The following is a 25,258-nucleotide window of genomic DNA, read 5'->3' as shown; positions in this document are numbered from 1 at the left end:
AAAATTTGAAAAGAATTCATAATTATACGAGCATTGAATAAAATAAAGACAGTCTTGACGACTGCCTTTGTTTTTAGTCATTTGGATACATACCCATTAACTTACTGATATTGTTCTAATCTGTAAAAGAAATCCTTGATAAAGGCATAAAAAGCTTTCTCAGAAGGTGCAAGTTCCCGTTTTTTGGGAACAATGACACCAACAGTTCTTCTAACAATAGGAAATTCTATCGGTATCTTTACCGTAAACCGTGGAGGTTTTACATCAAACGTACTCTCAGGAAGCAATGTAACACCCATTCCAGCTGCTACAAGCCCCTTAATTGCATCTAAATCTTCACCTTCTGAAGAGGTGTTAGGTGTAAAGCCCGCTTGCTTACAGGCATCAATCGCAATTTGATGAAGAATCATTCCTTCTGGAAACAGGACAAATTCTTCATCTCTTAGATCATTTAATCTGATGGATTTGTTCTTAGCTAATGGATGTTGACTCGGTAATAGAGCTGAAATTCGCTCGGAAAATAAAATATGTGTTTCTATATCAGCATCCTCCGCTGGCACCGGACCTAAAAAAGCGATATTAATTTCCCGATTTTTTACGGCATCAATTAAGAATTTATATGAACCTTGTCTTAATTGAAATGAAACATTCGCATTTCTTTCTTTAAACGCTGAGATTACTGTCGGCATAAAATGGCTGGCCAAACTCGTTGGAAATCCAATTTTAATCGTGCCTTTTTCTGGATTTAAATATTCATCGATTTGCATTTTAGCATAATCAATCGCTTTTAACGCCGTTTCGGCATGCTCTAAAAAGAGCTTCCCAACTGGTGTTAATTTAACATTTCTCCCATCTTTTTCGAACAATTGCACACCCAATTCATCTTCTAGGTTGCCGATTTGCCTACTGATTGCTGATTGGGCTACATGAATTTGTTGCGCTGCTTCAGAAACGTGTTCTCGTTTCGCTACTTCAATAAAGTAGCGTAATTGTCGAAGCTCCATCGTAATACCCCTTTTTTCGCTGTCTAAGCGCAAAGTAGCTAAACAAGACACTTTCGCTTTTTGATTTATCTCAACTTGAGATAGTTATTATCTAAATTATATATTGTTTAAGCTATTTTAAAAAGATACCATATGATTTGTAAATGATTATTTTTTCTTAATGTTGTTAACATTTTCGACATAGTTCATCACATAATTGCATTAATCTCAGAAATTTTTATTGTTATTGACCAGACAATTGGAATAAAATACAAATGGATATTAATAAAATAAAAATTCTGATTTTTAAAAAACTTTATCAATATATTAAATTTAAATAAAAAGGAGATAGTGAAATCATGAGTGTAGTTGCTGAATTAACCCCAGAATTACAAGTTGCAAAAGAGTATGTAAATGACGTGTACGCTAAAGTTATCCAAAGAAACCCAGGTGAGAGTGAATTCCATCAGGCTGTTAAAGAAATCTTTGATTCACTTGTACCAGTATTCGCAAAACATCCAAAATACAAAGAAGCAGGCATCTTAGATCGCATTGTTGAGCCAGAAAGAATGCTTAACTTCCGTGTTGCTTGGGTTGACGATGCAGGTAAGGTACAGGTTAACCGCGGTTTCCGTGTTCAATTTAGCAGTGCAATTGGACCTTACAAAGGTGGATTACGTTTCCACCCATCTGTTAATGCAAGTATTATCAAATTCTTAGGCTTTGAACAAATCCTTAAAAACTCACTTACTGGTCAACCTATTGGTGGCGGTAAAGGTGGATCTGACTTCGATCCTAAAGGAAAATCAGATGCAGAAGTTATGCGTTTCTGCCAAAGCTTCATGACTGAACTTTCAAGACACATCGGTCAAGACACTGACGTTCCTGCAGGTGATATCGGGGTTGGCGGAAGAGAAATCGGTTATTTATTCGGTCAATATAAAAGAATGCGCAACGCTTATGAAGCAGGCGTGTTAACTGGTAAAGGTTTAGGATATGGCGGAAGCTTAGCAAGAACTGAAGCTACTGGATACGGTACAGTTTACTTCGTAGAAGAAATGCTTCAAGATAATGGAAAAACTTTCCACGGAAGCAAAGTAGTTGTTTCTGGTTCTGGTAACGTATCTATTTACGCAATCCAAAAAGCTACTGAACTTGGTGCAAAAGTCGTTGCATGTAGCGATTCTAACGGTTACATTTACGATGAAAATGGTATCAACCTTGATACTGTTAAAGAACTTAAAGAAGTTAAACGCGCTCGTATCAGCGAGTATGTAAATTACCACCCAGAAGCAGTTTATACAGAAGGCTGCAGCGGTATCTGGTCAATTCCATGTGACATCGCGCTTCCATGTGCGACTCAAAACGAAATTGATGACTCAGCAGCACAAACATTAGTTGCTAACGGAGTTAAAGCAATCGGTGAGGGTGCAAACATGCCTTCAACTCTTGAAGCTATTGATATCTTCTTAAGCAACAATGTATTATTTGCTCCAGCAAAAGCTGCTAACGCAGGTGGAGTTGCTGTTTCAGCATTAGAAATGGCTCAAAACAGCATGAGATATCCATGGTCATTTGAAGAAGTTGATTCAAAATTACACAATATCATGGTAAACATTTATCGTGAGAGCGTAAAAGCTTCTAAAGAATACGGCTACCCAGGTAACCTTGTTGTAGGTGCAAACATTGCTGGATTCCTTAAAGTTGCTGACGCTATGCTTGCTCAAGGCGTATATTAATAACTAAATGATAATATAACAAATAGGAGGATGCTTAAATCTGTGATGATCACAATTAAGCATCCTCTTTTTATGGATATTGTGGTTTAAGTTTGGAGGGGAAACTAACCGTTACGACCGTCCCTTTACCTATTTCACTATTATAGCGTATCAGCCCATTATATTTCTCAACGATATTGAAGCAAATCATTAAACCTAGGCCAGTTCCTTTTGTTTTTAAAGAATAAAAAGGGGTACCAATTACCTTTAATTCCTCCTCTGACATTCCTGCACCTTCATCGATGATGCAAATATCCACTTTATGCTTATTCTTCTTTGCCTGTACCGTTACAGTTTTGCCAGTTTTCGAGGCCTCAATTGCATTTTTTAATAGATTTATCATTAACTGCTTAAATTCAATCAGACTGCAATTGATAAAATTTTCCTCTTTTACATCGATTTGCACCGAAATATTATTCATTAACGCAAATGATTGAATAAGCTCGACAACACTGTACAGTGACTGTTTTACACTAATAATCTGTGTCGTATCCCTTGGATCCTTTTCCTTGGCAATAGCAAGAAAATCTGATAGTACAGTTTCTGCAATGCCCAGCTCATCGAGCATTAACCCAAAATGCTCTTTTTTATCTGCGAACGTTTCGTCCTCTTTAAACAACTGTAAGAAACCTTTCACAACTGTAATTGGATTCCTGATTTCATGAGCTACAGCTGCTACTAGCTGTCCAGTCGTTTTCAATCTTTCCGCCTGTTGAATTTGCTCGCAATACATCTGCAGCTTATTTATCCTCGAATTCGTCAAGAAAAATATCAGAAACACAGTAGCCTGACTGGCTAAGCAATTCAGAACATTGCCGGTCAGGTCCGAATACAAAAATGGATAAAGTTGGCCTTTATCTAATAGACCCACGTAGCTAAAAATGAGACTTAAACCCACTAAATTTAGCGAAAGTGAAAAATAAAATACTTTCGGATGGAAAAATAAAATCGCAATTCCTGGACTTAAGCATAGTAGGACAAAGGTAGAAGTTGTATCTGGATATAAAATAAAAAGTGCGTAAAAATACACCATTGCTAAAATGGTAATGCATGCCTTTAGCTTTATTGATTCGTATTTTGGATAGACCCATAAAGGAATAGCCAAAGCTATGACTAAGAATAGATGAATAAAAAAACCTACGCTAAATGAGGTTAATCTCGTAAAAACTACATAAACTCCTGAAAACATAAATAATATGATTATTGCAATTGATAATCGGTAATATTTTAAATTCGTAAAGCTGTGAAGATCCTTCATAAACAGACATCCTCTAGAAGAATTAGTGGTGGGTTTAGTCATTTTCGATAAAAAAGGTGCTAGTTTCCCATTTTTAATATTAATATATTATCCAAATACTTTCTGTAATAAAATTCACTTTTATCAATAAGGCTAAATCTATAAAGCACATCTTCCTAGAAATCTTTATTGAGTAATTTTTGATTTTTTGATAAAAATTCATTGACATAAATTTCGGGGAGGATTATATTTTGATTAACGATACTGATAATCATTATCAATTAAAATCGAAATTTTCAATCACCTAAGGAGGTTATTATGGTTCGCCTGTATACAGATGATCTTAATATTGGCTATGGGGAACGTTTAATCGTTAAAAACCTTAGTGTAACTATTCCTGATAAACAAATCACTACGATTATTGGTTCAAACGGTTGTGGAAAATCTACGCTACTAAAGGCTATTACTCGAATCATTTCTCATCAGTCTGGTTCAGTTGTATTAGATGGGAAAAATATTTTGAAAGAGGCTACCAAGCTTTTGGCAAAAAAAATGGCAATCCTTCCACAATCACCTGAAAGTGCAAGTGGATTAACTGTTGGTGAGCTTGTCTCCTATGGGCGCTTTCCATATCAAAAGGGATTTGGACGCTTATCGAAAAAAGATTATGAAGTAATTGATTGGGCCCTTGAGGTGACTGGTACTAAAGATTTCAAATTCCGCCCAGTTGATGCCTTATCAGGAGGGCAGCGTCAACGGGTTTGGATCGCGATGGCGCTTGCTCAAGAAACAGACATTATTTTTCTAGACGAGCCGACCACCTATTTAGATATGGCTCATCAGCTTGAGGTTTTAGAGCTTTTACAAAAGTTGAATCATGAACAGCAGCGAACGATTGTTATGGTCCTTCATGATTTAAATCAGGCCGCTCGCTTTGCTGATTACATTGTCGCCTTAAAAAATGGTGAAATCGTTAAAGCAGGTACATGCGAAGAGGTCATTAACCATGACGTGTTAAAAAAAATATTTAATATTGATGCTGAAATTGGAATCGATCCTCGTACTAAAAAACCAATGTGTCTAACCTACAACTTAATTAAAGGAGAAACTACAAATGAAGAAGCTACTCATTCCGTTTATGATCGTACTTGCGCTAATTATTAGTGCCTGCAGCAGTAATGAAACAAAGGAAACCGACAAAGATACTAATACTGACAAGGATAAAAAATCTGAGACCATCACTTACCAATCAGAAAATGGACCGATTGAAGTACCAGCTAATCCTCAAAGAGTCGTACTTTTATCTGGTTTTACAGGAAATGTCCTCGATTTAGGCGTCAATGTCGTTGGGGTGGATACATGGTCTAAAAACAGTCCGCAATTTGCAGATAAGTTAAAAGATGTTGCACAAGTTTCAGAAGATAATCTTGAACAAATCATTGAGCTTGAGCCTGATCTTATCATTGCATTATCGACAGTGAAAAACCTCGATAAATTAAAGGAAATTGCTCCAACCGTCACCTATACTTGGGGCAAAGTTGATTATTTAACCCAACATGTAGAGATTGGTAAACTTTTAAACAAGGAAAAAGAAGCCCAAGCATGGGTTGACGACTTCCAAACACGTGTTGCAAAAACTGGTGACGAAATTCGTGCCAAAATCGGTGAAGATGCAACGGTATCCGTATTTGAAAGCTTTGACAAAGACCTTTATGTATTCGGTGATAATTGGGCGCGTGGAACAGAAATCCTATATCAAGGAATGAAATTAAAAATGCCCGAAAAGGTAAAGCAAGTTGCACTAGATGCAGGCTATTTTGCAATGTCCGTAGAGGTTTTACCTGAGTACGCTGGCGATTATGTGGTTTTCAGCAAGTACAAGGATGCTGATAGTTCATTCGAGGAAACTGAAACTTATAAAAATATTCCTGCAGTAAAAAATAACCGAGTTTTCGAAATGAATGGAAACGGAGCTTCCTTTACAGACCCGATAACATTAGAAAACCAATTGAAATTCTTTAAAAAATCATTTTTAGGTAAATAATCAAATATCGTCCTTTGCATTATTTTAATAAAAAAATTCAAGAGGATGACACTGTCATCCTCTTCCCCCATTCTATGAAAGAAAAGATGAGACTGATGAATACATTTCAATCCTCCATCCCATTTACAATAAAGTTAACTTTGGGTGTCCTGACCCTTTTCATTATGTTTATCATGGCGATGATTTTTGGTGCAGCTGATATTTCATTGAAGGATGTTTGGCTTGCGCTCACAACTACTGCAACTGGTGAGCGATTATCAATTATCCGTGAAATTCGTTTACCTCGTGAAGTGGCCGCAATTCTTGTTGGGGCAGCCTTGGCTGTTGCCGGAGCAATTATGCAAGGGCTTACGCGAAATCCTTTGGCAGACCCTGGAATTCTCGGGCTTACTGCTGGCGCCAATGCCACTTTAGCGATCACCCTTGCCATTCTTCCTTCCACCAATTACTTTGGTCTTACGGTTGCCTGCTTTATCGGAGCTGCTATTGGGACATTATTAGTGTTCGGAATAGGTGCTGTTAATAAAGGTGGCTTCTCCCCTTTGCGAATTGTTCTTGCCGGTACTGCTGTATCAACCTTTCTTTATGCAATTGCTGAGGGAATTGGGATTTATTTTAAACTCACAAAGAACGTATCGATGTGGACTGCCGGTGGTTTAATTGGCACGAATTGGTCGCAAATTAAGATTATCTTCCCTTTTATTATCATCGGAATTTTAATTGCCTTAGTTTTCTCAAAGCAATTAACCGTATTAAGTTTGAATGAAGAGGTTGCAATTGGGTTAGGCCAAAATATCACAAAAATTAAAACAGTACTTTATATCACGATTATTTTTCTGGCAGGGGCAGCTGTTGCTCTCGTTGGAAATATGGTGTTTATTGGGTTAATGATTCCTCATATCGTACGGGCAATCGTCGGGACAGATTATCGATTCATAATCCCGATGGCGGCAATCATTGGGGCAACCTTTATGCTGTTTGCTGATACTTTGGCACGGACCATTAACGCTCCCTTTGAAACACCAATTGCGGCAATTGTAGTGACAATAGGACTACCTTTCTTCCTGTTCATTGTCCGTAAGGGAGGGAAGACATTCTCATGATCCATCCATCATTACTTAGAAAGCAACGGTTGATTCTTGCCATCTTCTTTACGTTAATTTTGGTAACGATAGTGATTAGTTTAGGCCTAGGTTTTTCTTCTGTATCGTATGATCGAATTCTACCGACGATGATCGGAGAAGGTTCGTTTAAAGAGGAATTTATTTTATTCTCGATTCGTTTACCGCGGATATTCATTACGTTGTTAGCAGGGATGGCGCTTGCGTTATCTGGAGCTATTTTGCAAGGGCTGACTCGTAATGACCTGGCTGACCCAGGGGTTATGGGAATTAACAATGGTGCAGGTGTAGCCATATCGATTTTCTTTTTGTTTTTCCCGATCGAGCCCGGCTCATTTGTATACCTACTCCCACTTGTGGCGTTTATCGGGGCCTTGATTACGACTGGACTAATCTATGTATTTTCCTATAACCGTAAGACGGGACTGCAGCCAGTTCGATTAGTCCTTGTTGGGATTGGGTTTGCCTTTGCTCTTGCAGGAGTATCTGTAGTGTTGATTTCATCCGCTCCCCGTGAAAAGGTTGATTTCATTGCAAAATGGCTCGCAGGCAATATTTGGGGAGCTGATTGGCCGTTTATATGGGCACTTCTTCCGTGGCTAATTATCCTCATTCCGTTTACGTTATATAAAGCTAACCGCCTTAATCTACTTGGCTTGAGTGAGTCGGTATCAATAGGGGTAGGTCTATCCATCGAAAGAGAACGAATCATTTTACTGTTAACTGCCGTTGCTTTAGCTGCTTCAGCCGTTGCCGTCACGGGCGGAATTGCCTTTATCGGCTTACTTGCTCCACATATTGCGAAGGCATTAGTCGGGCCACGAAATCAGTTATTCATTCCTGTCGCGATATTAATTGGCGGGTGGCTCCTGTTATTCGCTGATACAGTCGGGCGAAACTTAGTCGAGCCTAATGGCTTACCAGCAGGGATTATGGTCGCCATTATCGGTGCACCATACTTTATTTATTTATTGATGAAGCAAAAATAAGAAGATGATTGTGGATTTGTGGAAGTTCCCTGGCCGAATTTCATTAGTAAGAGGGGAAAAATTGATTTCTCCTCTATTTTTTCGGGGAAAATAGGTTGATTTTCGCTTAAAAGCTCATCATACAACTTTCAACTCGAATACTATTACACTTTAATTCAGTAAAATCTCCCCTCTCCATTTTCCATAAATTTCCCCAAACAAAATCTTTGCAAAATACCCATATTATATTAAAATACTTGTATACAAGTATACCGAAACGTAAAGAGGTGGATATATGTCTAACACAAATGGTTTTTTATATCCCGATAAATGGCTTTCAAAAGCTACTGCTGGAGATCGTGTTGCATGTGAACTTAGAATGCGGATTATTTCCGGAATGATTGAAAGTGGTACGACATTATCTGAAAACAAATTAGCTGCAGACTTTCATGTTAGTCGCTCGCCTGTACGCGAAGCACTTAAAGTTCTGGCGGCAGAAAATATTATCCGATTAGAAAGAATGGGTGCCGTCGTTATTGGATTATCCGAAAAAGAAGTTAAAGAAATCTACGATGTACGCCTATTAATTGAAACCTTTGTATTTGAGCGACTCGTTCAGATGGATGTAACTGCTTTAACTAAAGAGTTACATAAAATATTGGAAATGATGAAGGTCGCGATTAAATTTCGAGATGCAGATGAGTTTTCCTTCCATGATGTTTTGTTTCACGAGACGATCATACGCGCGATTGATCATTCCTATATCATGATGATTTGGAATAACTTAAAACCTGTTATGGAAAGTTTCATTCTGTTATCTATGCGGGTTCGTTTCCAAGATAAGTACGATGATTTTACAAGGGTTATTTCCAATCATGAGCTTTATATAGAAGCAATCAAGACAAAGGATCGGAAGCTTATGATTCAATCCTTACACCAAAACTTCGATGATGTTCAAGACAAAGTCGAAGACCTATGGCTGTCGCAACAAATTCTCGCTAAAGGGGTTGGACAACAAGATGACTAAATACATGTTAGGAATTGACATCGGCACCACTAGCACAAAGGCCGTATTATTCACCGACAAAGGTGAAGTCATTCAAACCGAAAATATCGGATACCCTTTATACACACCGGATATCTCAACAGCAGAACAAAATCCGGATGAAATTTTCCAAGCAATTCTACAGGCAATAACCAATATCATGAAGCAGCATCCACAAAAGCAGCTTCTGTTTATTTCGTTTAGTAGTGCGATGCATAGCGTCATTGCCTTGGATGAAAATGACCAACCAATAACTCGATGTATTACTTGGGCTGATAATCGTAGTGAAGCATGGGCCTACAAAATTAAAACCGAGTTAAACGGACTTGAGATATATAAAAGAACCGGGACACCGATTCATCCGATGTCACCATTAAGCAAAATTACTTGGCTTGTAAATGAGCATCCTGAGATCGCTCAAAAGGCAAAAAAATATATCGGAATTAAAGAATATATCTTCAAAAAATTCTTTGATCAATATGTCGTTGATTACTCGTTGGCTTCAGCAATGGGGTTGATGAACCTCAATACACTTGATTGGGATGAAGAAGCTTTAAAAATTGCAGGTATATCAAGAGAGCAGTTGTCAGAATTAGTCCCAACGACGAAGAGCTTCTGCAATTGCAATATTGATTTAGCAAACCAAATTGGAATTGATCCGCAAACCCCATTCATCATTGGCGCGAGTGACGGTGTTTTATCTAATCTTGGCGTAAATGCAATTCAAAAAGGAGAGATTGCTGTAACGATCGGGACAAGCGGTGCGATTCGCACCATTATCGACCGACCACAAACAGATGATTTGGGCAGAATCTTTTGTTATGCATTGACAGAAAATCACTGGGTCATTGGCGGGCCGGTTAACAATGGTGGAATGGTGCTTCGCTGGATTCGAGATGAATTTGCTTCTAGTGAAGTCGAAACAGCAAAACGATTGGGGATTGATCCATATGAAGTCCTAACCCAAATTGCCGAGCGGGTGCAACCTGGGGCCGACGGCTTACTATTCCATCCATACCTAGCTGGCGAACGTGCCCCATTATGGAATCCTGATGTGCGTGGTTCATTTTTCGGATTAACACTGTCACATAAAAAAGAGCATATGATCCGCGCTGCCTTAGAAGGTGTCATTTTCAATCTCTACACAGTCTTCCTAGCATTGACTGAATGCATGGACGGTCCAGTAACAAGGATTAAGGCTACCGGTGGTTTTGCTAGATCAAACGTTTGGCGGCAAATGATGTCTGATATATTTGAATCGGAACTAGTTGTACCAGAAAGCTATGAAAGCTCTTGCCTTGGTGCTTGTTTATTAGGCCTATATGCGGTAGGGAAAATCGACTCATTTGATGTAGCTGAGGAAATGGTCGGCAGCACTTTCAATCACACACCAAACCATGCTGCAGTAGTGGAATATCAAGAGCTATTGCCAATATTTATTCATCTATCGAGAAATCTAGAAGAAGATTATGCACACATCGCAAACTATCAAAGGAGCAAAAGGATATGAATAACACAATTGGAGTAATTGGTTTAGGTGTCATGGGCAGCAACATCGCCTTAAATATGGCTAATAAAGATGAACAGGTTGCAGTTTTTAACTATACAAGAGATTTAACCGACCTTTTTGTAAAAAATAATCAAGGAAAGTCGTTCCATGCTTATTACGATATAAAGGAGTTTGTTCAGTCTTTACAAACACCGAGAAAGATTTTCCTAATGGTAACTGCCGGAAAAGCAATCGATTCAGTGATTGATCTATTACTCCCACACCTTGATACGAACGATATTATCATGGACGGCGGTAATTCCCATTTTCTTGATACAGAGCGTCGCTATGATGAATTAAAAGCAAAAGGTATCGGTTATCTTGGAATAGGTATATCAGGAGGCGAGGTTGGCGCACTTAGTGGGCCTTCGATTATGCCAGGCGGTGACCAAGAAGTGTATGAAAAAGTGGCTCCAATTTTCACCAAAATCGCTGCACAAGTGGGACAAGACCCATGCTGTGTATATTTAGGTCCTAAAGGTGCAGGTCATTTTGTTAAAATGGTTCACAATGGTATTGAGTATGCTGATATGCAGCTGATTGCTGAAGCATTTACTTTTCTAAGAAATCGTCTAAATCTATCTGTTCCTGAAATTGCTGACATTTTTGACGAATGGAATCAAGGCGAACTAAAAAGTTATTTAATTCAAATTACAGCTGAAATTTTACGGAAAAATGATGAAATTACAGGCTTACCAATGATTGATGTAATTTTAGATAAAGCTGGCCAAAAGGGAACTGGTAAATGGACTAGTATTCAAGCAATCGATAATGGGATTCCTGCCTCCATCATTACCGAGTCATTATTTGCGCGCTATATTTCTTCTTTAAAAGAGGAACGGACGGTTGCAGAAGATATTTTAACCGGTCCAGAAATGGAGCTTGCAACGTTAGATACGTCTACGTGGATTGAGTATGTTAGACAAGCATTGTACATGAGCAAAATTTGTGCTTATACTCAAGGGTTTTCCCAATATAAAACGGCATCACAAACTTATGGATGGGACTTACCACTAAAAGATATTGCCCTGATTTTCCGAGGCGGCTGTATTATTCGTGCTGAATTTTTAAATACGATAAGTGAGTCTTTCCAAGCACAGCCACAGCTTTCAAATCTATTACTCTCACCTTATTTTGCAGAAAAGGTGAAAGAGTATCAGTTAGGTTTACGAAAAGTAGTTTGTGAAGGTATTCTTACTGGTATTTCATTCCCTTGTTTGAGTGCTTCATTAGCTTATTATGATAGCTATCGAACAGGAAACTCACATGCTAGCCTTGTGCAAGCACAGCGTGATTATTTTGGAGCCCATACGTATGAACGGAAGGACATGCCAGGAAGCTTCCATACTAACTGGAAACAGTAAACATAATAAGGGAGCCCATCATAAATTAGGGCTCCCTTATTTTTACCTATTAGTCTCAAGACGTTTTTTACTATTTATATTTAGGCAAAGTAATCATTGCCTTGAATAAATCACCATCAATCTGAATTTCAAATTTCCCATTTTGATTTTCGATTAAGCTTTTGGCAATGGAAAGTCCTAAACCGCTGCCTTGGCTCGCTCTTGATTCATCTCCTCGTTTAAAGCGCTCCATCAATTCTTCCTCAGAAATATTTAACTCATAGGCTGAAATATTTTTAAAAGACAAGCGAACTTCATTACCTAAGTCTTCAATATTGATATAAACCCTTGAATCTCGCAGCGTATATTTAAAGATATTAGATAATAAATTTTCAATCGACCGCCACAGTAATTTTCCGTCCGCACTTACGTACTGCTTTTCCTCAGGATGGCTCAGCCTAAAGTTCAAACCTACCGCTTCAATTTTATCATTAACTTCACCTAAACCTTGGGTGATTAGCGATTCTACATCAATCCGCTCAAGGTGAACCGGTATATTACCGCTTGAAGCCTTTGCCGCTTCAAATAGGTCATCTGTTAATACTTTTAACCGATTTGCTTTTTGAACAAGTACTTCAATATATTCATCTACCTTTGATGGGTCTTGCTCCTGCTTCAGTAAATCAACATACGTAATAATGGAAGTTAGCGGTGTTCTAATATCATGTGAGACATTGGTGATGAGCTCTGTCTTAAGCCGCTCGCTTTTCAGTTCGTTATGAACCGCCTTTTTCAATCCATCGGAAATCGTGTTAATATTTTCAGCGAGGTCGGCAAATTCGCCTTTTCCGTTCACATTAATGTGATGATACTTGTCACCATTTTTGATGTTCTCAACACCCAGTTTGATAGCATTAAACGATTTAACTTTTTTCAAAGCAAACCAAGCAGCCAAACCAAGTGTAACCGGGAAGATGAAGAACGTTGCCGCAACTAACAGCGGATAACCAACAACAATTAGCACCGTTTTAACGGCTATATTGCCATTCTTATATACATCGCGAATAAAGAACACGAGCTTCGAAATCAACCAATAGATGAACGAATGCTTGAATAAAGACTTATTTTTTATATGCTTCATAAGCGACAGAATTAGCAGAAAACCTAATGCTGCAATTGGAAGTGAAAATGGAACTAGCACATAATCAATATTCGGGTAAATATTCCCAACCATTGTGATCCATATTGAAATTAAGATTATACACAGGACTAGATTGATGTCAGTGAATAATTTATCAAAACCATTTAAGCGGAGCCTCTCATCCTTAAAGGAGTCTCTACCAATTACTATCATTAAATAAACAAAGGAAACAATAAATCCAAGTAAATAGCCAAGCAAAATGATAATACTGTCCTTAACCTCTGACTGATCCTCGTGCCAAGCCTTAATTTTTTCATTAAGGTAGTCCTTCGTAAAAGCTACGTACATAACACTGTTATCTGCATTTAATTGATCCGCTGTATGGTTGATCCGATACAAACTTTTATTATCATAAACTTCCTGTGGATAAAACTCTTGCTTGTATGGAGTAAATTTCATATAAGCTGGGTATTTGGTGAATTGCTCTTGATTCGTCTCCCCAGCATTTGTAAACTCATGTTCTCCATCGCTAACATAGTATATTGGATTTTTGAACTCTGATAAGTTTTGCAAATATTGATTGAATTGCTTTAAATCTTCTTTAATCAAATTTTCCTTAATCTGTGTTATCTTATCAGCATTTTCCTCTTTAAACTTTGCAAAATTCTCTTCTTCCGATAAGTTCGGATTATAATTTTTGGAATTTGTATGATACTCTAGATATTGTTCTTCTGTTGCATTTCGTAAATCTTGCTCGTCAATCGTAGCGCCACTTAAAATATAATCTTCACTTTTAAAATCATTGATTAGCCAGGTTAAATCATTAATTAATGCTTCACTTTCACGGACATAAGCATCACTATGAAAATAGTCCTTCTCTAAAATTACACCAAAATCACCATCATTCCGAATTTCTACCTCAATAATTTGCTTAAGCAACATCGTAAAACAGGTAATCATAATCAAAAAAACAATGATTTTCGTTATAATTGAATGGCTATAACTTCTCGACTTTGTAGCCAACGCCCCACACCACCTTTAGATATTTTGGCTCGCGCGGATTGAATTCGATTTTTTCCCTGATTTTACGAATATGAACCGTTACCGTATTATCCGGATTAAAGGACGGTTCATTCCAAACCTTTTCATAAATCTCTTCAATCGAAAAAACTCTTCCCGCATTAGCCGTTAGAAGCTTTAAAATTTTATACTGGACCGGAGTCAGATGCACTACCTCGCCATCAATGGTAATCATTTTTGTTTCATCGTCAATTTCGAGACCGCCCGATTTATACACGCTGCTCTTTGTTTCCATACCACCAAAAGTTGTGTAACGTCTTAGCTGCGATTTTACTCTGGCGATGAGTTCAAGCGGATTAAACGGTTTTGTCATATAGTCATCTGCGCCTAAATTGAGGCCAAGAATCTTATCCGTGTCTTCAGACTTAGCTGACAGCATGATAAGCGGAATTTTATGTTCTTCCCTAATTTTCGCTGTTGCTCTGATTCCATCAAGCTTTGGCATCATGATATCCATGATAATAAGATGAAGCTCTTCTTGCTCAACGATTTGTAAAGCTTCAATCCCATCGTATGCTTTGATAACATGTAGCCCTTCATTTTCTAAATAAATTCCAATCGCATCGACAATCGCTTTATCATCATCACAAACTAATATGTTCATGTAGCTTCACTCCTAAAATAGGTTCTGTTCTTCATCACCCCTTAATCTGATGTTCTAAAGGAATGATATCAATTAAATCTTAACAAACTCTCGATGTATTTCTTAAGATTTTCTTATCATTAACTCAAAATAACAAAAAAAAGACCATTTTGCTGCAAAATGATCATGGCTAAAAAATATATTTGGGAGCCAACAAAGCTTGCTTCCCTTATCATCATACTGTTAATTTCTATCACCTTCAAAACTCAGATCGTCTCGATACCATTCGATTGTTCGCATTAATCCATCTGCCAGTTTTACTGAAGGGTTATAGTTTAACATCTGTTTTGCCTTTAAAATATTCGGGACTCTTTTTTGCATGTCCTCATAACCTTGACCATAGGCTTGTGAATAAGGAATATACGTTATTTCGGATGAAGAGTTGCTAAGTACCTTTATTTTTAATGCTAGTTCATTAATTGTTGTTACTTGATCGATGCCAATATTGAACACCTGCTGATTAGTTTTAGCATCGATACAAGCAATCGTTCCAATAACCGTGTCATCAATAAATGTAAAACAACGGGACTGTTCACCGTCTCCATAAATCGTTATTGGTTCGTTTTTCAGTGCTGCCTTAATAAATTTTGGTATTACTTGACCATATTGTGTACCATTCTGCCGAGGCCCATAGGTATTAAAATACCTTACAACAGTGACTGGTAAACCCTTTTCACCATAGGCAAAGCATAAATGTTCATCAAGAGCTTTAGCTGTAGCATAGCACCAACGATGGATGTGTGTCGGCCCTAGTACTCTACTTGAGTTATCCTCAGCAAACGGTAATTCCTCATTTTTTCCATAAATCTCTGATGTTGAAGCAAAGATGACCTTTTTTTTACGAGGAAAAGCAAGCTCTAACACATTTCGCGTCGAATCAATATTTCCCTCAATTACCTTTAGCGGATTGTCTACAGTGTTTTTTACGCCTAAAACAGCTGCCATATGGAAAATCACATCACATTCCTCGATAAGGTCCCTTAATAAAGCTCGATCTAATGCAGAGCCTTGTACAAAAATATGATGAGGATGATCGATTATATTATTTAAGTATCTTAATTTTCCAGTCGATAAATCATCCAATGTAATAACTTTATATCCTTGATTTAATAGTTGTTCAACTAAATGAGAACCAATAAATCCAGCACCACCCGTAACAAGAGCCCTCATGAATGGTTCAACCTCTATTTCCAATTCATATATCCCCTTCCTATCATAGCTTTTGTATCCTATGTAGAAGAAAGGGCACTTGTATAGGAGGTTGAACTAATTTTCAAAATAATAGATGGATGTTTCACGTGAAACGAAAAATTTTAAATGGTGATTTAGCACCTAGTGTTTAATCTTTTTAAAATAATGATAAATTTTATCTAGCTTTTTCGTTTGATTTCCATTCGGACTTTCCATTTTTCCAAATTCAAAAAACTTCACCTTCTTAATACCAACAAAGCTAAATAAAGCTCGCTTTAGTAAAACTTTATGTGCATTATTTAACCATAACAGCGGATAATGCGTTGGTCCTTTCATAGTAGAAACACACACAACAGATTTTCCTTTCAACAACCCTTCTGGAAAATGCCCCCTGTGATCTTTATAAGCAAAATTTGATGCAAATAATTGGTCAATGTAGCCCATAAGCATTGCTGGCGGCCGCCCCCACCAAATCGGATAAATAAATACCAGTTTATCGGCCCACATTATTTGCTGCCGATATTTTTCTAGATGTGGATCCTTATACATATCACGTCTTCGTTTTTGTTCATTAAACACCAAAACCGGATTAAAGCCTTCTTCATAAAGGTCTAAAACTTTGACTTCTTTAACCTTTGGGTTTTCTTGACTCCCTTTGATTGCTTTCTGAAAAAATGAGTAATTTAAACCTTGATGATTAGGATAAGTGTAAACAATTAATACATTCATAGGGCACCTCTCTAATTATCAATTGATAACTATATACTAACACCTTGTAATTTGTTTATCAATTGATAATTGTTTATTGATAATTATTTTGATATCTTGTGATTAAGAGGTGAACCAAGTGAACACTAAAGATTTATTTTACAAACTAGTAGCATTTACATCTTCTGTACATCGAGTAACCAATGAGCTTACGAAAGATGCAAAGCCACCATCCATTTCAACGGTTCAATATAAAATCCTAGAATATATCGCTGTTAATCAGCCTGTGACCCCAAGTGAAATTAACGAATGTCAAAACATGTCTATGCCCAACACAAGCAGAGAGCTTAGTAAATTAAGTGAAAAAGGGATAATTGAGAAGATCCATGACCGTGATGATCGCCGCAAACTAGTTATCCGTCTCTCACCTGAAGGGGAAATCATGATGAAAGAGGCCTTTGCGACAATTGAGGCTCATTTCCTGAACCGCATTACCGATGTTTCAAGCGAAGATCTAGTAGAAATTGAGAGGGCAATTGATGTCCTACAAGGGAAACTGTTTAATAAATAAAAAATTGCCAGACACACTTTGGTGTCTGGCAATTTTCATATCTATTATCGTTAAACCAATTCTGGTACTTTCTCTTCTTGTTTCTTGTCTGCTAAACCAAGAGCCTCAGAAGTTGTGGTTTGAATTTCTTTTAGTAACTCTGGATGTTTTAATAAAGAAACACCAAATGAAGGAATCATTTCTTTAATTTTTGGCTCCCACTCTTTTAATTGTTGCGGGAAACACTTCTTGATTACTTCAAGCATAACGTGAACAGCCGTTGAAGCACCCGGTGAAGCACCAAGTAAAGCCGCTACTGATCCATCACCAGCAGTAATAACTTCTGTACCAAATTGAAGTGTGCCTTTACCAGATGGAGTATCTTTAATAACCTGTACACGTTGACCTGCAACTACTAAATCCCAATCTTCGCTCTTAGCAGTCGGGATGAATTCGCGCAATTCTTCCATACGTTGTTCTTTTGATAACATTACTTGCTGAATAAGGTACTTTGTTAATGACATTTCTTTAGCACCTGCAGCTAGCATTGTTAATAGATTATCAGGCTTGATAGACGTAATTAAATCAAGCATAGAACCGTTCTTTAAAAACTTCGGTGAGAAACCAGCAAATGGTCCAAATAGTAGCGATTTTTTATTATCAATATAGCGAGTGTCAAGATGCGGTACAGACATTGGTGGCGCACCAACTTTAGCTTTACCGTACACTTTTGCATGATGCTGCTCAACCACTTCTGGTTTATTACAGACCATGAAGATACCGCTTACTGGGAATCCGCCAATATGTTTGCTTTCAGGAATACCAGTTTTTTGAAGTAAATGTAAGCTTCCGCCTCCGCCGCCAATAAAGACGAATTTTGCAGAATGATTTTCAACACTACCACTTTCTTGATTTCGAACTTTTAAATCCCATGAACCGTCACTATTGCGTTTAATATTATCTACACTATGGTTATAATTAATAGAGACGTCTTTACTACTTAGGTGATCAAACAACATCCGTGTTAACGCACCAAAGTTAACATCCGTACCTGTTTCAATTCTTGTTGCTGCGATTGGTTCATTGTCTGAGCGCTCTTTCATAATTAATGGAATCCATTCCATCAATTTTTCAGGATTCTCAGAAAACTCCATGCCTTGAAAAAGTGGGTTGTTTGAAAGCGCTTGAAAACGCTTCTTTAAGAAGTTAACATTGCTGTCCCCTTGTACTAAGCTCATATGAGGTATTGGCATGATAAAGTCTTGCGGATTACTAATGAGATTGCTTTTTACTAGATAAGACCAAAACTGCATTGAAACCTGAAACTGCTCATTGATATTAATAGCTTTGCTAATATCAATAGATCCGTCCTGTTTTTCACTTGTGTAATTAAGTTCGCAAAGTGCAGCATGTCCCGTTCCTGCATTATTCCATTCGTTAGAGCTTTCTTCCCCAGCTTTTGCGAGCTTTTCAAACACAGTAATTTTCCAGTCTGGAACTAATTCCTTCAGCAGTGACCCCAAAGTGGCACTCATAATTCCGGCACCAATTAAGATTACATCTGTTTTAGTTTGTCTGTTGCCCATTTTTCCCATCCCTATATTATAAGATTTGCAGAAAGAATGTATGCGCTCCCGCTTAGGCGCCACAAGAAGCCATGCCAAGACCTAATCACACATTTTTTCTGGATCAAAAATAACCTCTTATAAGTGTATCATTGTTATCAAAATATTAAAATATTTATTTACTATTATATAATAGTTAAGAGCTTTAATAAAAGTTGAATGCATTATCTTCTGTCTATTCAACTAAAAAACCAGATTTTTACCCCTTTAATACAACCTTCATTATACCACTATTTTCAGAATTTTCACCAAGTACAATTTACACTTATCACCAGTTATATACAAATTTCTGAAAATCTGCTCTATTTTTCTACGGTCTTTGCAAGAATGGCTCCAACCACCAATCCCCACACCGGAGCACTAATATGGAAGAAAGATACTTGTGAAAGCGGGATGAGAAAGGCAAACAAAGCACTTAAGCGATATCTATTTTCGGAAAAACCCATTTGTAAACTTGATAAAAGCACCCCAATTAATGAAAAACCTGCCAACATCGAAACAAATTCCTTAGGTAAGGATTGGATAAACGGGACAATTTTCCAGGAAAAGATGCCGAATAATACGGTTAAAACTCCAGAAATAATTGATGCCAAATACCGTTTAGTTCTTACCCCAGATTCCGGATTGGCGCAAATTGCTGTCATCATTCCAGCAATATTTGCCGATTGTCCACCAAAAAAGCTAGCTATAATTGAAAAGCCTCCACTCAAAGAGACGATTTTGCGAATTGGAGGTTCAAATTTTGAACTTTCAAGTGCACCAATTCCTGTAGCTACATCATTACTCAAAATTAACAATGCCAGAGGAACAGCAAGTGTCACAATCCCACTCCAAGTAAATTCTGGCATAACAAACTCAGGAAATGAAAAAGAAAACCCTGTTGCAGCAGCTATTTCCACTTTTTTGCTGACAAACAAAGCTATAAATGCAACAACAACAGCAATCATCACTGCTGGTATTTTTCTTGAAAATTTTATGCCTATAAAATAACTTAGCAATGCTGCTCCACCTATTATCGGTAAAACCTTAATGCTCGCTACAAGTTGGACTACGTAATTGGTTACAAGTCCTGCAAGCATTGCCGAAATCACTTCTTTTGGAACCCACTTTATCATTTTTGTAAAAATACCTGATAAACCAATGATCAAGATTAACAAGCCTGATAGGACATATCCGCCTATTAACTGCGGATATGTAAAATTAGCTGTAACTGTAGCTAAAAATGCCACTCCAGAAATCGAATGTCCTCCCGTTATTGGGATTCTAAACAACAACGGAAGTAGAATTCCAAATATTCCTCCAAAGAAATAGACAGAAAAAATCCAATTAATCGTTTGCTGACTTGTAAAATGACCTGTTGCAGCCGCTTGGAGAATAATTAAAGCTGGACCTGTCATAATTAACGTGAAAGAGATTAGTCCTGCTGAAATATTTTGACTGGAAACATCCCGTAAATATGTTTTACCTTGGTTCAGAATCGATACCTTCGTTAGTTTTTCGGTCTTTTTTAGCTTCAGTCGTTCCATATATACTCCTCTGAAAATCTCAATTTATGAATTTCCATATGTGAAAGTTTTCCTTTATTTTAGCTTACATAATAGCAAGTTTCTATTTTCTAGTTTACTACCTAAGAATGCTACATGAATTATGACACATTTTATATCGATAACTTCGATACGTTTCCAATCAACTTATCGATAAAATGAATTGTTTAACGACCGTGCTAACGCTAAATTAAGAAGAATATAACTTTAAGAATGCCTGGAAACCCCTAGGCATTTTTTGTCTGTATATACCTTTATGGACAAATAAATAGGAATGTTTCTCAGGCGATTTCAAGAAAGGGAGATTAATTTCATGAATCTTTATCAAAAAATCTTCAAAGAGTATTGGAATCCCTTCATAGCAATTAGTATTGCAGGTCTTGTCAGTGCATTATATTTCGGATTTACAGGTACTGTTTGGGCAGTTACCGGAGAATTTACCAGACTGGGTGGGCATATCTTAGGATTGTTCGGAATTGATGTATCACAATGGGCATATTTTCAACTAGTTGGTTTTGAAGGATCTCCACTGAGCCGAACAGATGGTTGGATTGTTATTGGGATGTTGATTGGTGCATTCATTACCATTTTACTTAGCAATAGCTTTAAGATTCGCGTACCGAAACAAAAGCGGCGGCTAATCCAAGGTTTTATTGGTGGAATCATTGCAGGATTTGGAGCACGTCTCGCCCTAGGTTGTAACTTGGCAGCCTTTTTCACGGGTGTCCCACAATTTTCATTCCATTCTTGGATTTTTATGCTGACTACTGCCATTGGAACCTACTTTGGTGTTAAAGTTGTAAATACAAAATGGTGGCGTGGTAAACCAAGCTTAATAAAAGGCTCGGTGAATCCGGTTATCGCTCAAGACATCCAAAAAAGGCAGATTCAACCGATTTTGGGATTTATTTTCGCTGTTATTTATCTTGCACTTATCCTTTACTTTTTCTCGATAGGAAAATCAATGCTCGGAGTTGCCTGTATCGCCGGAGCACTGTTTGGAATGTTGATTGAGCGAGGGCAAATTTGCTTCACATCTGCTTTCCGTGATTTGTGGATTAGCGGTCGGGCCGTAATGTCTAAAGCATTGGCTGTTGGTATGATGATAAGTGTTGTGGTAACCTTTTTCTATATTCAAATGGGATCTGTTGCAATTATAAAAATTGCGGCTCCTAGCACAGCAATCGGTGGACTCTTGTTTGGATTTGGAATTGTTCTTGCCGGAGGCTGTGAGACTGGCATGATGTATCGGGCAATGGAAGGCCAATTGTTATTCTGGGTGGTTGGAATAGGTAATATTGTTGGAGCAACAATACTTGCTTATGGCTGGGATCATCTCGGTATCTATCATACTCTTACTGAAAATTGGCCGAAGGTGAACTTAATTGAACAATGGGGACCGATGGGAGCCCTGTTCGGAACAATCGCCATGCTAATTGCCTGGTATTCACTTTCAAACTGGTGGGAAAAGCGATTCCGTTATGGATCTGGGATTAAAACCAAAAATTCCAAACAGACTGCTCATACTACAAAGGAGGCATAATTCATGTCCCAGGTGATAGATGTCAATTATACTTTAGACATTCGCGGTGAACCTTGACCCTACCCTGTCATTTATGCGCTGGATGCGCTAAAAACTATGAAAATTGGCGAAGTGTTACTGGTTATCGCAGACTGTCCTCAATCGTTTCGAAGTGTTCCTGAAGAAGCTGTCAAACATGGCTACCGGCTCCTCAAGGAACCACAAAAAATTGGTCAGGATATTTATTTCTATATTAAAGTCGTTAGCTAGAAAGATGTTTCATCAAATTGAAGTGGTTACAACGGTATGCAAGACAAGATATGACAACATCGTTATATCTTGTCTTGCTTTTATATAAATCAACAATTGGAATTGAGAATACCTAGAAAACTACTCAAAAATTCGCTTAACCCGAAAAATTACAATTAATAAATTAACCAATGAAACAACCACAAGCAAAACACATACACTTGGTATCATCAGTAGTATCCCCTCCCAGCTAAGTACTCTCCCACCACCAATAAACGTCATGATCTTCGGCAAAAAGATTAATAGGAATAAAGGAATCAATCTTAAACTGAAATTTAATGCAAAGCGCCACTTTGGCCCTTTTTTGAATTTTTCCGCCCAACGGTTTACACGCAGTAGCTGACGTACTCCTAAAATAATAGATAGAACGATTATGAAGCCTACTATACCCTCGAATAGTTGATTGTTATAGAAGGGTTCATTTACGTCTTGATTAGTTAAGATGTTAGCAATGCCGTCAATAAAGGAGTAATAATCAACAAATGCATTCAAACCGCTATTGAACAAGATAACTATTCCATATCCCGACTCAGGTAATATTAACGCCTCTGATTTATATGTCCATAATATCCCGCTATGCTGCAAACGGTTTTCATTATAGTCTTTGAAGGTATTCCAACCCATACCATACGAAATCTTAGTGCCTGTCGGGGTCTGCATTTCCTGAATTCCTTTACTGCTAAGAAGCTCATGACCTTTGTATGTTCCTTCATTTTCTTGTAAAATCAACCAATTAGCCATATCCTTTGCAGTTGAAACCATTCCTGCCGGTCCGTTAATAAACCACTCGGGTTCATCTTTTGCAATTAGCTGTCCAAATAAAAAGTAATGCCCTTCAGTTAACTTGTTGCTTTTATTGAATTGCTTTGTATTTGAGACATTAAAAGTATCCTTCATCTCTAGTGGTACAAAAATATGATGGTTGAGATAGCTTGAAAATTCCTCATTGCTTACCCTCTCCACTAATAGTGCCAGCAGTTGGTAATTCGTATTATTGTAATGATATTCGGTTCCTGGCTCACTTGTAAGAGAAACATTCTTTAATTTCCGAACCATATCTTCTAATGATTTCGGCTGGGGATCTACTGTCATATCAGGGTACGCTTTATCTGTTAAGCCACTAGTATGATTTAATAAGTGCCGAGGCGTAACCTTTGACCACTTTTTATCTTTGGAAATTAATGACGGTAAATAAGTTGCAATTGGCTGATCTAAGTTAACCTTATCCTCCTCAACAAGCTGCATAACAGCTAATGCTGTAAATGCTTTGCTTAATGAAGCAATCGGAAATCCTGTATGATCTGTAATTGGTGCACCATTTTCCGACTTCCCATAGCCTTTTGTGAAAATAACCTCATTATTATACGTGATTGCTACCGCTGCTCCAGGAATATGGTTTTTGTCCAACTTATTTTGGATAAACGTATCGATGGCCTCAATCTTATCATTTGAATTTCTTTCAGCACCCTTCACCTCATTATTCAAAAAAGCTCCTAGGAAAATAGCGAAGGCAAGTATAATAAGTACTATTTTTCCTATATAACTCTTGGCTTCAAGTTTTTCACTCCAATTAACCATCGCTATCACTGACCTTTTCTAATATTAGTTAATAAGGCTATCTTAAAAGAAATATCTTAATAACTGGCTGATTGATATCTTAAGAATTCCTTAAGCTTTGTCTCCATTTTATGTTAATATTTGTTATTGGGATATAAGAATTAATATTAAGGGGGCTTCAACATGAGAAATAATAAAGTTCGCTGGGGCATTATTGGCTGCGGCGATGTGACAGAAGTAAAAAGCGGCCCGGCATTTCAAAAAACACCAAACTCAGAGCTAGTTGCCGTCATGAGAAGAACGGCTAGCCTCGCCAAGGATTATGCCCAACGACATGGAGTGCCAAAATGGTACGAAGATGCAGATTTACTAATAAACGACCCTGATATCGATGTTATCTATATCGCGACACCCCCAGGTTCACATAAGGAATATACAATCAAAGCCGCTAAAGCCGGAAAAGCTGTCTATGTCGAAAAGCCAATGGCTCGGACATTCGAAGAGTGCCAGGAAATGATCGCTGCCTGCGAGGCGGCTGGTGTTCCCTTATTTGTCGCTTACTACCGTAGGTCCCAGCCACGATTTTTAAAAGTAAAAGAACTATTAGAAAATAAAGCGATTGGGGAAGTTCGTTTCGTATCAACCATGCAATATCAAACACCATCAGAGGATGTAATGGATTCTCGAAGCCTACCTTGGCGGGTTCAGCCACATCTTGCTGGCGGCGGGCTATTTTTCGATTTAGCTAGCCATACACTCGACATATTAGACTACCTACTTGGGCCAATTAAAGAGATTCAAGGTATTGCAAGCAATCAAGCAGGCTATTATCCAGCAGAAGATATTGTTACAGGGACATACCGTTTTGAATCTGGAGTCCACGGTATAGGCAATTGGTGCTTTTCTTCTTTCAAAAATGCAGATATTAATGAAATTGTCGGAACACATGGGAAAATTTCCTTTTCAACCTTTGGCAATACTCCGGTATATCTGACAACAGCATCTGAAACGAAAGAATGGAGCTTTGAACCGCCAATGCATGTCCACCAGCCACTCGTCGAAACAATTGTTTCTGAATTAACAGGCACTGGTAGCCAGTGTCCTAGCACAGGGGCATCTGGTGCAAGAACAAACTGGATTATGGGTGAAATGGTGAAGGATTTTTATAAAATTGCAAAATAATGCTCCATAAAGAAAAAAACGGCCTTGCTGCAATATACAAAAGGCTGGTTTTTTGATGAATTTAAGCACACTCCAATTCTCTAAATATACTAAATAGATTCATTCAATGTTGTTCTAACGAATGAACAAATAAAAATT

21 protein-coding genes are annotated in these 25,258 nt (G+C 37.7%); 12 read left to right on the top strand and 9 right to left on the bottom strand.

Going from position 1 to position 25,258, the window contains the following annotated elements; genetic code table 11:
• Nucleotides 1-101: 101 nt before the first annotated feature.
• Nucleotides 102-1,004: a glutamate biosynthesis transcriptional regulator GltC gene (gene gltC, locus HHO41_RS17530; protein WP_169101065.1), complete on the bottom strand. Its 903-nt coding sequence runs from the start codon at nucleotides 1,002-1,004 to the stop codon at nucleotides 102-104.
• Nucleotides 1,005-1,342: 338 nt separating this feature from the next.
• On the opposite strand from gltC, the gene gdhA reads away from it, so the two are divergent.
• Nucleotides 1,343-2,722: an NADP-specific glutamate dehydrogenase gene (gdhA, locus tag HHO41_RS17525; protein ID WP_169101063.1), complete on the top strand. Its 1,380-nt coding sequence runs from the start codon at nucleotides 1,343-1,345 to the stop codon at nucleotides 2,720-2,722.
• A gap of 70 nt (nucleotides 2,723-2,792) precedes the next feature.
• Here the strand turns inward: gdhA and HHO41_RS17520 are convergent, their stop codons facing one another.
• On the bottom strand, nucleotides 2,793-4,019 hold the full coding sequence (locus tag HHO41_RS17520; protein WP_169101061.1) for a sensor histidine kinase: 1,227 nt from the start codon (nucleotides 4,017-4,019) through the stop codon (nucleotides 2,793-2,795).
• A gap of 297 nt (nucleotides 4,020-4,316) precedes the next feature.
• Between HHO41_RS17520 and HHO41_RS17515 the strand changes: the two genes are divergently transcribed.
• The 7 genes from HHO41_RS17515 to gnd all read left to right on the top strand — a co-directional run bounded on the left by HHO41_RS17515 (nucleotide 4,317) and on the right by gnd (nucleotide 12,089).
• Complete coding sequence (locus tag HHO41_RS17515; RefSeq protein ID WP_169101059.1) at nucleotides 4,317-5,162, top strand: ABC transporter ATP-binding protein; 846 nt, start codon at nucleotides 4,317-4,319, stop codon at nucleotides 5,160-5,162.
• Nucleotides 5,113-6,042, top strand: a complete 930-nt coding sequence (locus HHO41_RS17510; protein ID WP_169101057.1) for an iron-hydroxamate ABC transporter substrate-binding protein — start codon at nucleotides 5,113-5,115, stop codon at nucleotides 6,040-6,042. The genes HHO41_RS17515 and HHO41_RS17510 overlap by 50 nt, the downstream gene beginning before the upstream one ends.
• Before the next feature lie 95 nt (nucleotides 6,043-6,137).
• Complete coding sequence (locus HHO41_RS17505; protein ID WP_481747103.1) at nucleotides 6,138-7,145, top strand: FecCD family ABC transporter permease; 1,008 nt, start codon at nucleotides 6,138-6,140, stop codon at nucleotides 7,143-7,145.
• Complete coding sequence (locus tag HHO41_RS17500) at nucleotides 7,142-8,152, top strand: FecCD family ABC transporter permease (RefSeq protein WP_169101053.1); 1,011 nt, start codon at nucleotides 7,142-7,144, stop codon at nucleotides 8,150-8,152. Before HHO41_RS17505 ends, HHO41_RS17500 begins: the two co-directional genes overlap by 4 nt.
• A gap of 274 nt (nucleotides 8,153-8,426) precedes the next feature.
• Nucleotides 8,427-9,158 (top strand): GntR family transcriptional regulator, encoded by a 732-nt coding sequence (locus HHO41_RS17495; RefSeq protein WP_169101051.1) that lies wholly within the window; start codon nucleotides 8,427-8,429, stop codon nucleotides 9,156-9,158.
• Nucleotides 9,151-10,686, top strand: coding sequence for a gluconokinase (gntK, locus tag HHO41_RS17490; RefSeq protein ID WP_169101049.1), 1,536 nt, complete (start codon nucleotides 9,151-9,153; stop codon nucleotides 10,684-10,686). The genes HHO41_RS17495 and gntK overlap by 8 nt, the downstream gene beginning before the upstream one ends.
• Complete coding sequence (gnd, locus tag HHO41_RS17485) at nucleotides 10,683-12,089, top strand: decarboxylating NADP(+)-dependent phosphogluconate dehydrogenase (RefSeq protein ID WP_169101047.1); 1,407 nt, start codon at nucleotides 10,683-10,685, stop codon at nucleotides 12,087-12,089. The genes gntK and gnd overlap by 4 nt, the downstream gene beginning before the upstream one ends.
• A gap of 70 nt (nucleotides 12,090-12,159) precedes the next feature.
• Here gnd and HHO41_RS17480 read toward each other — a convergent pair whose 3' ends face one another.
• The 4 genes from HHO41_RS17480 to HHO41_RS17465 all read right to left on the bottom strand — a co-directional run bounded on the left by HHO41_RS17480 (nucleotide 12,160) and on the right by HHO41_RS17465 (nucleotide 16,852).
• Complete coding sequence (locus HHO41_RS17480; protein WP_169101045.1) at nucleotides 12,160-14,232, bottom strand: histidine kinase dimerization/phospho-acceptor domain-containing protein; 2,073 nt, start codon at nucleotides 14,230-14,232, stop codon at nucleotides 12,160-12,162.
• Nucleotides 14,207-14,893 carry a response regulator transcription factor gene (locus HHO41_RS17475; protein WP_169101043.1) on the bottom strand — a complete coding sequence of 229 codons (687 nt, stop codon included), beginning with the start codon at nucleotides 14,891-14,893 and terminating at the stop codon, nucleotides 14,207-14,209. Before HHO41_RS17475 ends, HHO41_RS17480 begins: the two co-directional genes overlap by 26 nt.
• A gap of 222 nt (nucleotides 14,894-15,115) precedes the next feature.
• The gene (locus tag HHO41_RS17470) at nucleotides 15,116-16,126 is read right to left on the bottom strand and encodes an NAD-dependent epimerase/dehydratase family protein (protein ID WP_348981315.1); all 1,011 of its coding nucleotides are present in this window, start codon (nucleotides 16,124-16,126) and stop codon (nucleotides 15,116-15,118) included.
• Between the two features lie 138 nt (nucleotides 16,127-16,264).
• Nucleotides 16,265-16,852: an NAD(P)H-dependent oxidoreductase gene (locus HHO41_RS17465; RefSeq protein WP_169101041.1), complete on the bottom strand. Its 588-nt coding sequence runs from the start codon at nucleotides 16,850-16,852 to the stop codon at nucleotides 16,265-16,267.
• A 118-nt stretch (nucleotides 16,853-16,970) separates the two neighbouring features.
• On the opposite strand from HHO41_RS17465, the gene HHO41_RS17460 reads away from it, so the two are divergent.
• Nucleotides 16,971-17,402: an SMC-Scp complex subunit ScpB gene (locus HHO41_RS17460; RefSeq protein ID WP_169101039.1), complete on the top strand. Its 432-nt coding sequence runs from the start codon at nucleotides 16,971-16,973 to the stop codon at nucleotides 17,400-17,402.
• Nucleotides 17,403-17,452: 50 nt separating this feature from the next.
• Here HHO41_RS17460 and HHO41_RS17455 read toward each other — a convergent pair whose 3' ends face one another.
• Both HHO41_RS17455 and HHO41_RS17450 read right to left on the bottom strand, forming a co-directional pair.
• Nucleotides 17,453-18,967 carry a malate:quinone oxidoreductase gene (locus HHO41_RS17455; protein ID WP_169101037.1) on the bottom strand — a complete coding sequence of 505 codons (1,515 nt, stop codon included), beginning with the start codon at nucleotides 18,965-18,967 and terminating at the stop codon, nucleotides 17,453-17,455.
• Nucleotides 18,968-19,308: 341 nt separating this feature from the next.
• Nucleotides 19,309-20,532: a benzoate/H(+) symporter BenE family transporter gene (locus HHO41_RS17450; protein ID WP_169101035.1), complete on the bottom strand. Its 1,224-nt coding sequence runs from the start codon at nucleotides 20,530-20,532 to the stop codon at nucleotides 19,309-19,311.
• Between the two features lie 331 nt (nucleotides 20,533-20,863).
• Between HHO41_RS17450 and yedE the strand changes: the two genes are divergently transcribed.
• Both yedE and HHO41_RS17440 read left to right on the top strand, forming a co-directional pair.
• Entirely contained in the window at nucleotides 20,864-22,093 is a 1,230-nt protein-coding gene (gene yedE, locus HHO41_RS17445) for a selenium metabolism membrane protein YedE/FdhT (protein ID WP_169101025.1), read from the top strand.
• Nucleotides 22,094-22,162: 69 nt separating this feature from the next.
• A complete protein-coding gene (locus tag HHO41_RS17440; protein ID WP_348981316.1) occupies nucleotides 22,163-22,342 on the top strand; it encodes a sulfurtransferase TusA family protein in 180 nt (59 codons plus the stop codon).
• Between the two features lie 120 nt (nucleotides 22,343-22,462).
• Here the strand turns inward: HHO41_RS17440 and HHO41_RS17435 are convergent, their stop codons facing one another.
• Nucleotides 22,463-23,866 (bottom strand): serine hydrolase domain-containing protein, encoded by a 1,404-nt coding sequence (locus tag HHO41_RS17435; protein WP_169101023.1) that lies wholly within the window; start codon nucleotides 23,864-23,866, stop codon nucleotides 22,463-22,465.
• Nucleotides 23,867-24,121: 255 nt separating this feature from the next.
• On the opposite strand from HHO41_RS17435, the gene HHO41_RS17430 reads away from it, so the two are divergent.
• The gene (locus HHO41_RS17430) at nucleotides 24,122-25,120 is read left to right on the top strand and encodes a Gfo/Idh/MocA family protein (RefSeq protein WP_169101021.1); all 999 of its coding nucleotides are present in this window, start codon (nucleotides 24,122-24,124) and stop codon (nucleotides 25,118-25,120) included.
• Nucleotides 25,121-25,258: the final 138 nt, after the last annotated feature.

The organism is Bacillus sp. DNRA2, from assembly GCF_012843265.1.
Taxonomy (GTDB): Bacteria; Bacillota; Bacilli; order Bacillales; family Cytobacillaceae; genus Bacillus_BU.
This window is presented reverse-complemented; position numbering and strand designations above follow the sequence as displayed.

Bases quoted from the DNA above. Each gene is read 5' to 3' on its own strand.
- yedE (WP_169101025.1), top strand. From the start codon at position 20,864: ATGAATCTTTATCAAAAAATCTTCAAAGAGTATTGGAATCCCTTCATA.
- HHO41_RS17495 (WP_169101051.1), top strand. From the start codon at position 8,427: ATGTCTAACACAAATGGTTTTTTATATCCCGATAAATGGCTTTCAAAA.
- gnd (WP_169101047.1), top strand. From the start codon at position 10,683: ATGAATAACACAATTGGAGTAATTGGTTTAGGTGTCATGGGCAGCAAC.
- HHO41_RS17475 (WP_169101043.1), bottom strand. From the start codon at position 14,893: ATGAACATATTAGTTTGTGATGATGATAAAGCGATTGTCGATGCGATT.
- HHO41_RS17500 (WP_169101053.1), top strand. From the start codon at position 7,142: ATGATCCATCCATCATTACTTAGAAAGCAACGGTTGATTCTTGCCATC.
- HHO41_RS17505 (WP_481747103.1), top strand. From the start codon at position 6,138: ATGAATACATTTCAATCCTCCATCCCATTTACAATAAAGTTAACTTTG.
- HHO41_RS17510 (WP_169101057.1), top strand. From the start codon at position 5,113: ATGAAGAAGCTACTCATTCCGTTTATGATCGTACTTGCGCTAATTATT.
- HHO41_RS17455 (WP_169101037.1), bottom strand. From the start codon at position 18,967: ATGGGCAACAGACAAACTAAAACAGATGTAATCTTAATTGGTGCCGGA.
- HHO41_RS17430 (WP_169101021.1), top strand. From the start codon at position 24,122: ATGAGAAATAATAAAGTTCGCTGGGGCATTATTGGCTGCGGCGATGTG.
- gltC (WP_169101065.1), bottom strand. From the start codon at position 1,004: ATGGAGCTTCGACAATTACGCTACTTTATTGAAGTAGCGAAACGAGAA.
- HHO41_RS17520 (WP_169101061.1), bottom strand. From the start codon at position 4,019: ATGAAGGATCTTCACAGCTTTACGAATTTAAAATATTACCGATTATCA.
- gntK (WP_169101049.1), top strand. From the start codon at position 9,151: ATGACTAAATACATGTTAGGAATTGACATCGGCACCACTAGCACAAAG.
- gdhA (WP_169101063.1), top strand. From the start codon at position 1,343: ATGAGTGTAGTTGCTGAATTAACCCCAGAATTACAAGTTGCAAAAGAG.
- HHO41_RS17515 (WP_169101059.1), top strand. From the start codon at position 4,317: ATGGTTCGCCTGTATACAGATGATCTTAATATTGGCTATGGGGAACGT.
- HHO41_RS17450 (WP_169101035.1), bottom strand. From the start codon at position 20,532: ATGGAACGACTGAAGCTAAAAAAGACCGAAAAACTAACGAAGGTATCG.
- HHO41_RS17465 (WP_169101041.1), bottom strand. From the start codon at position 16,852: ATGAATGTATTAATTGTTTACACTTATCCTAATCATCAAGGTTTAAAT.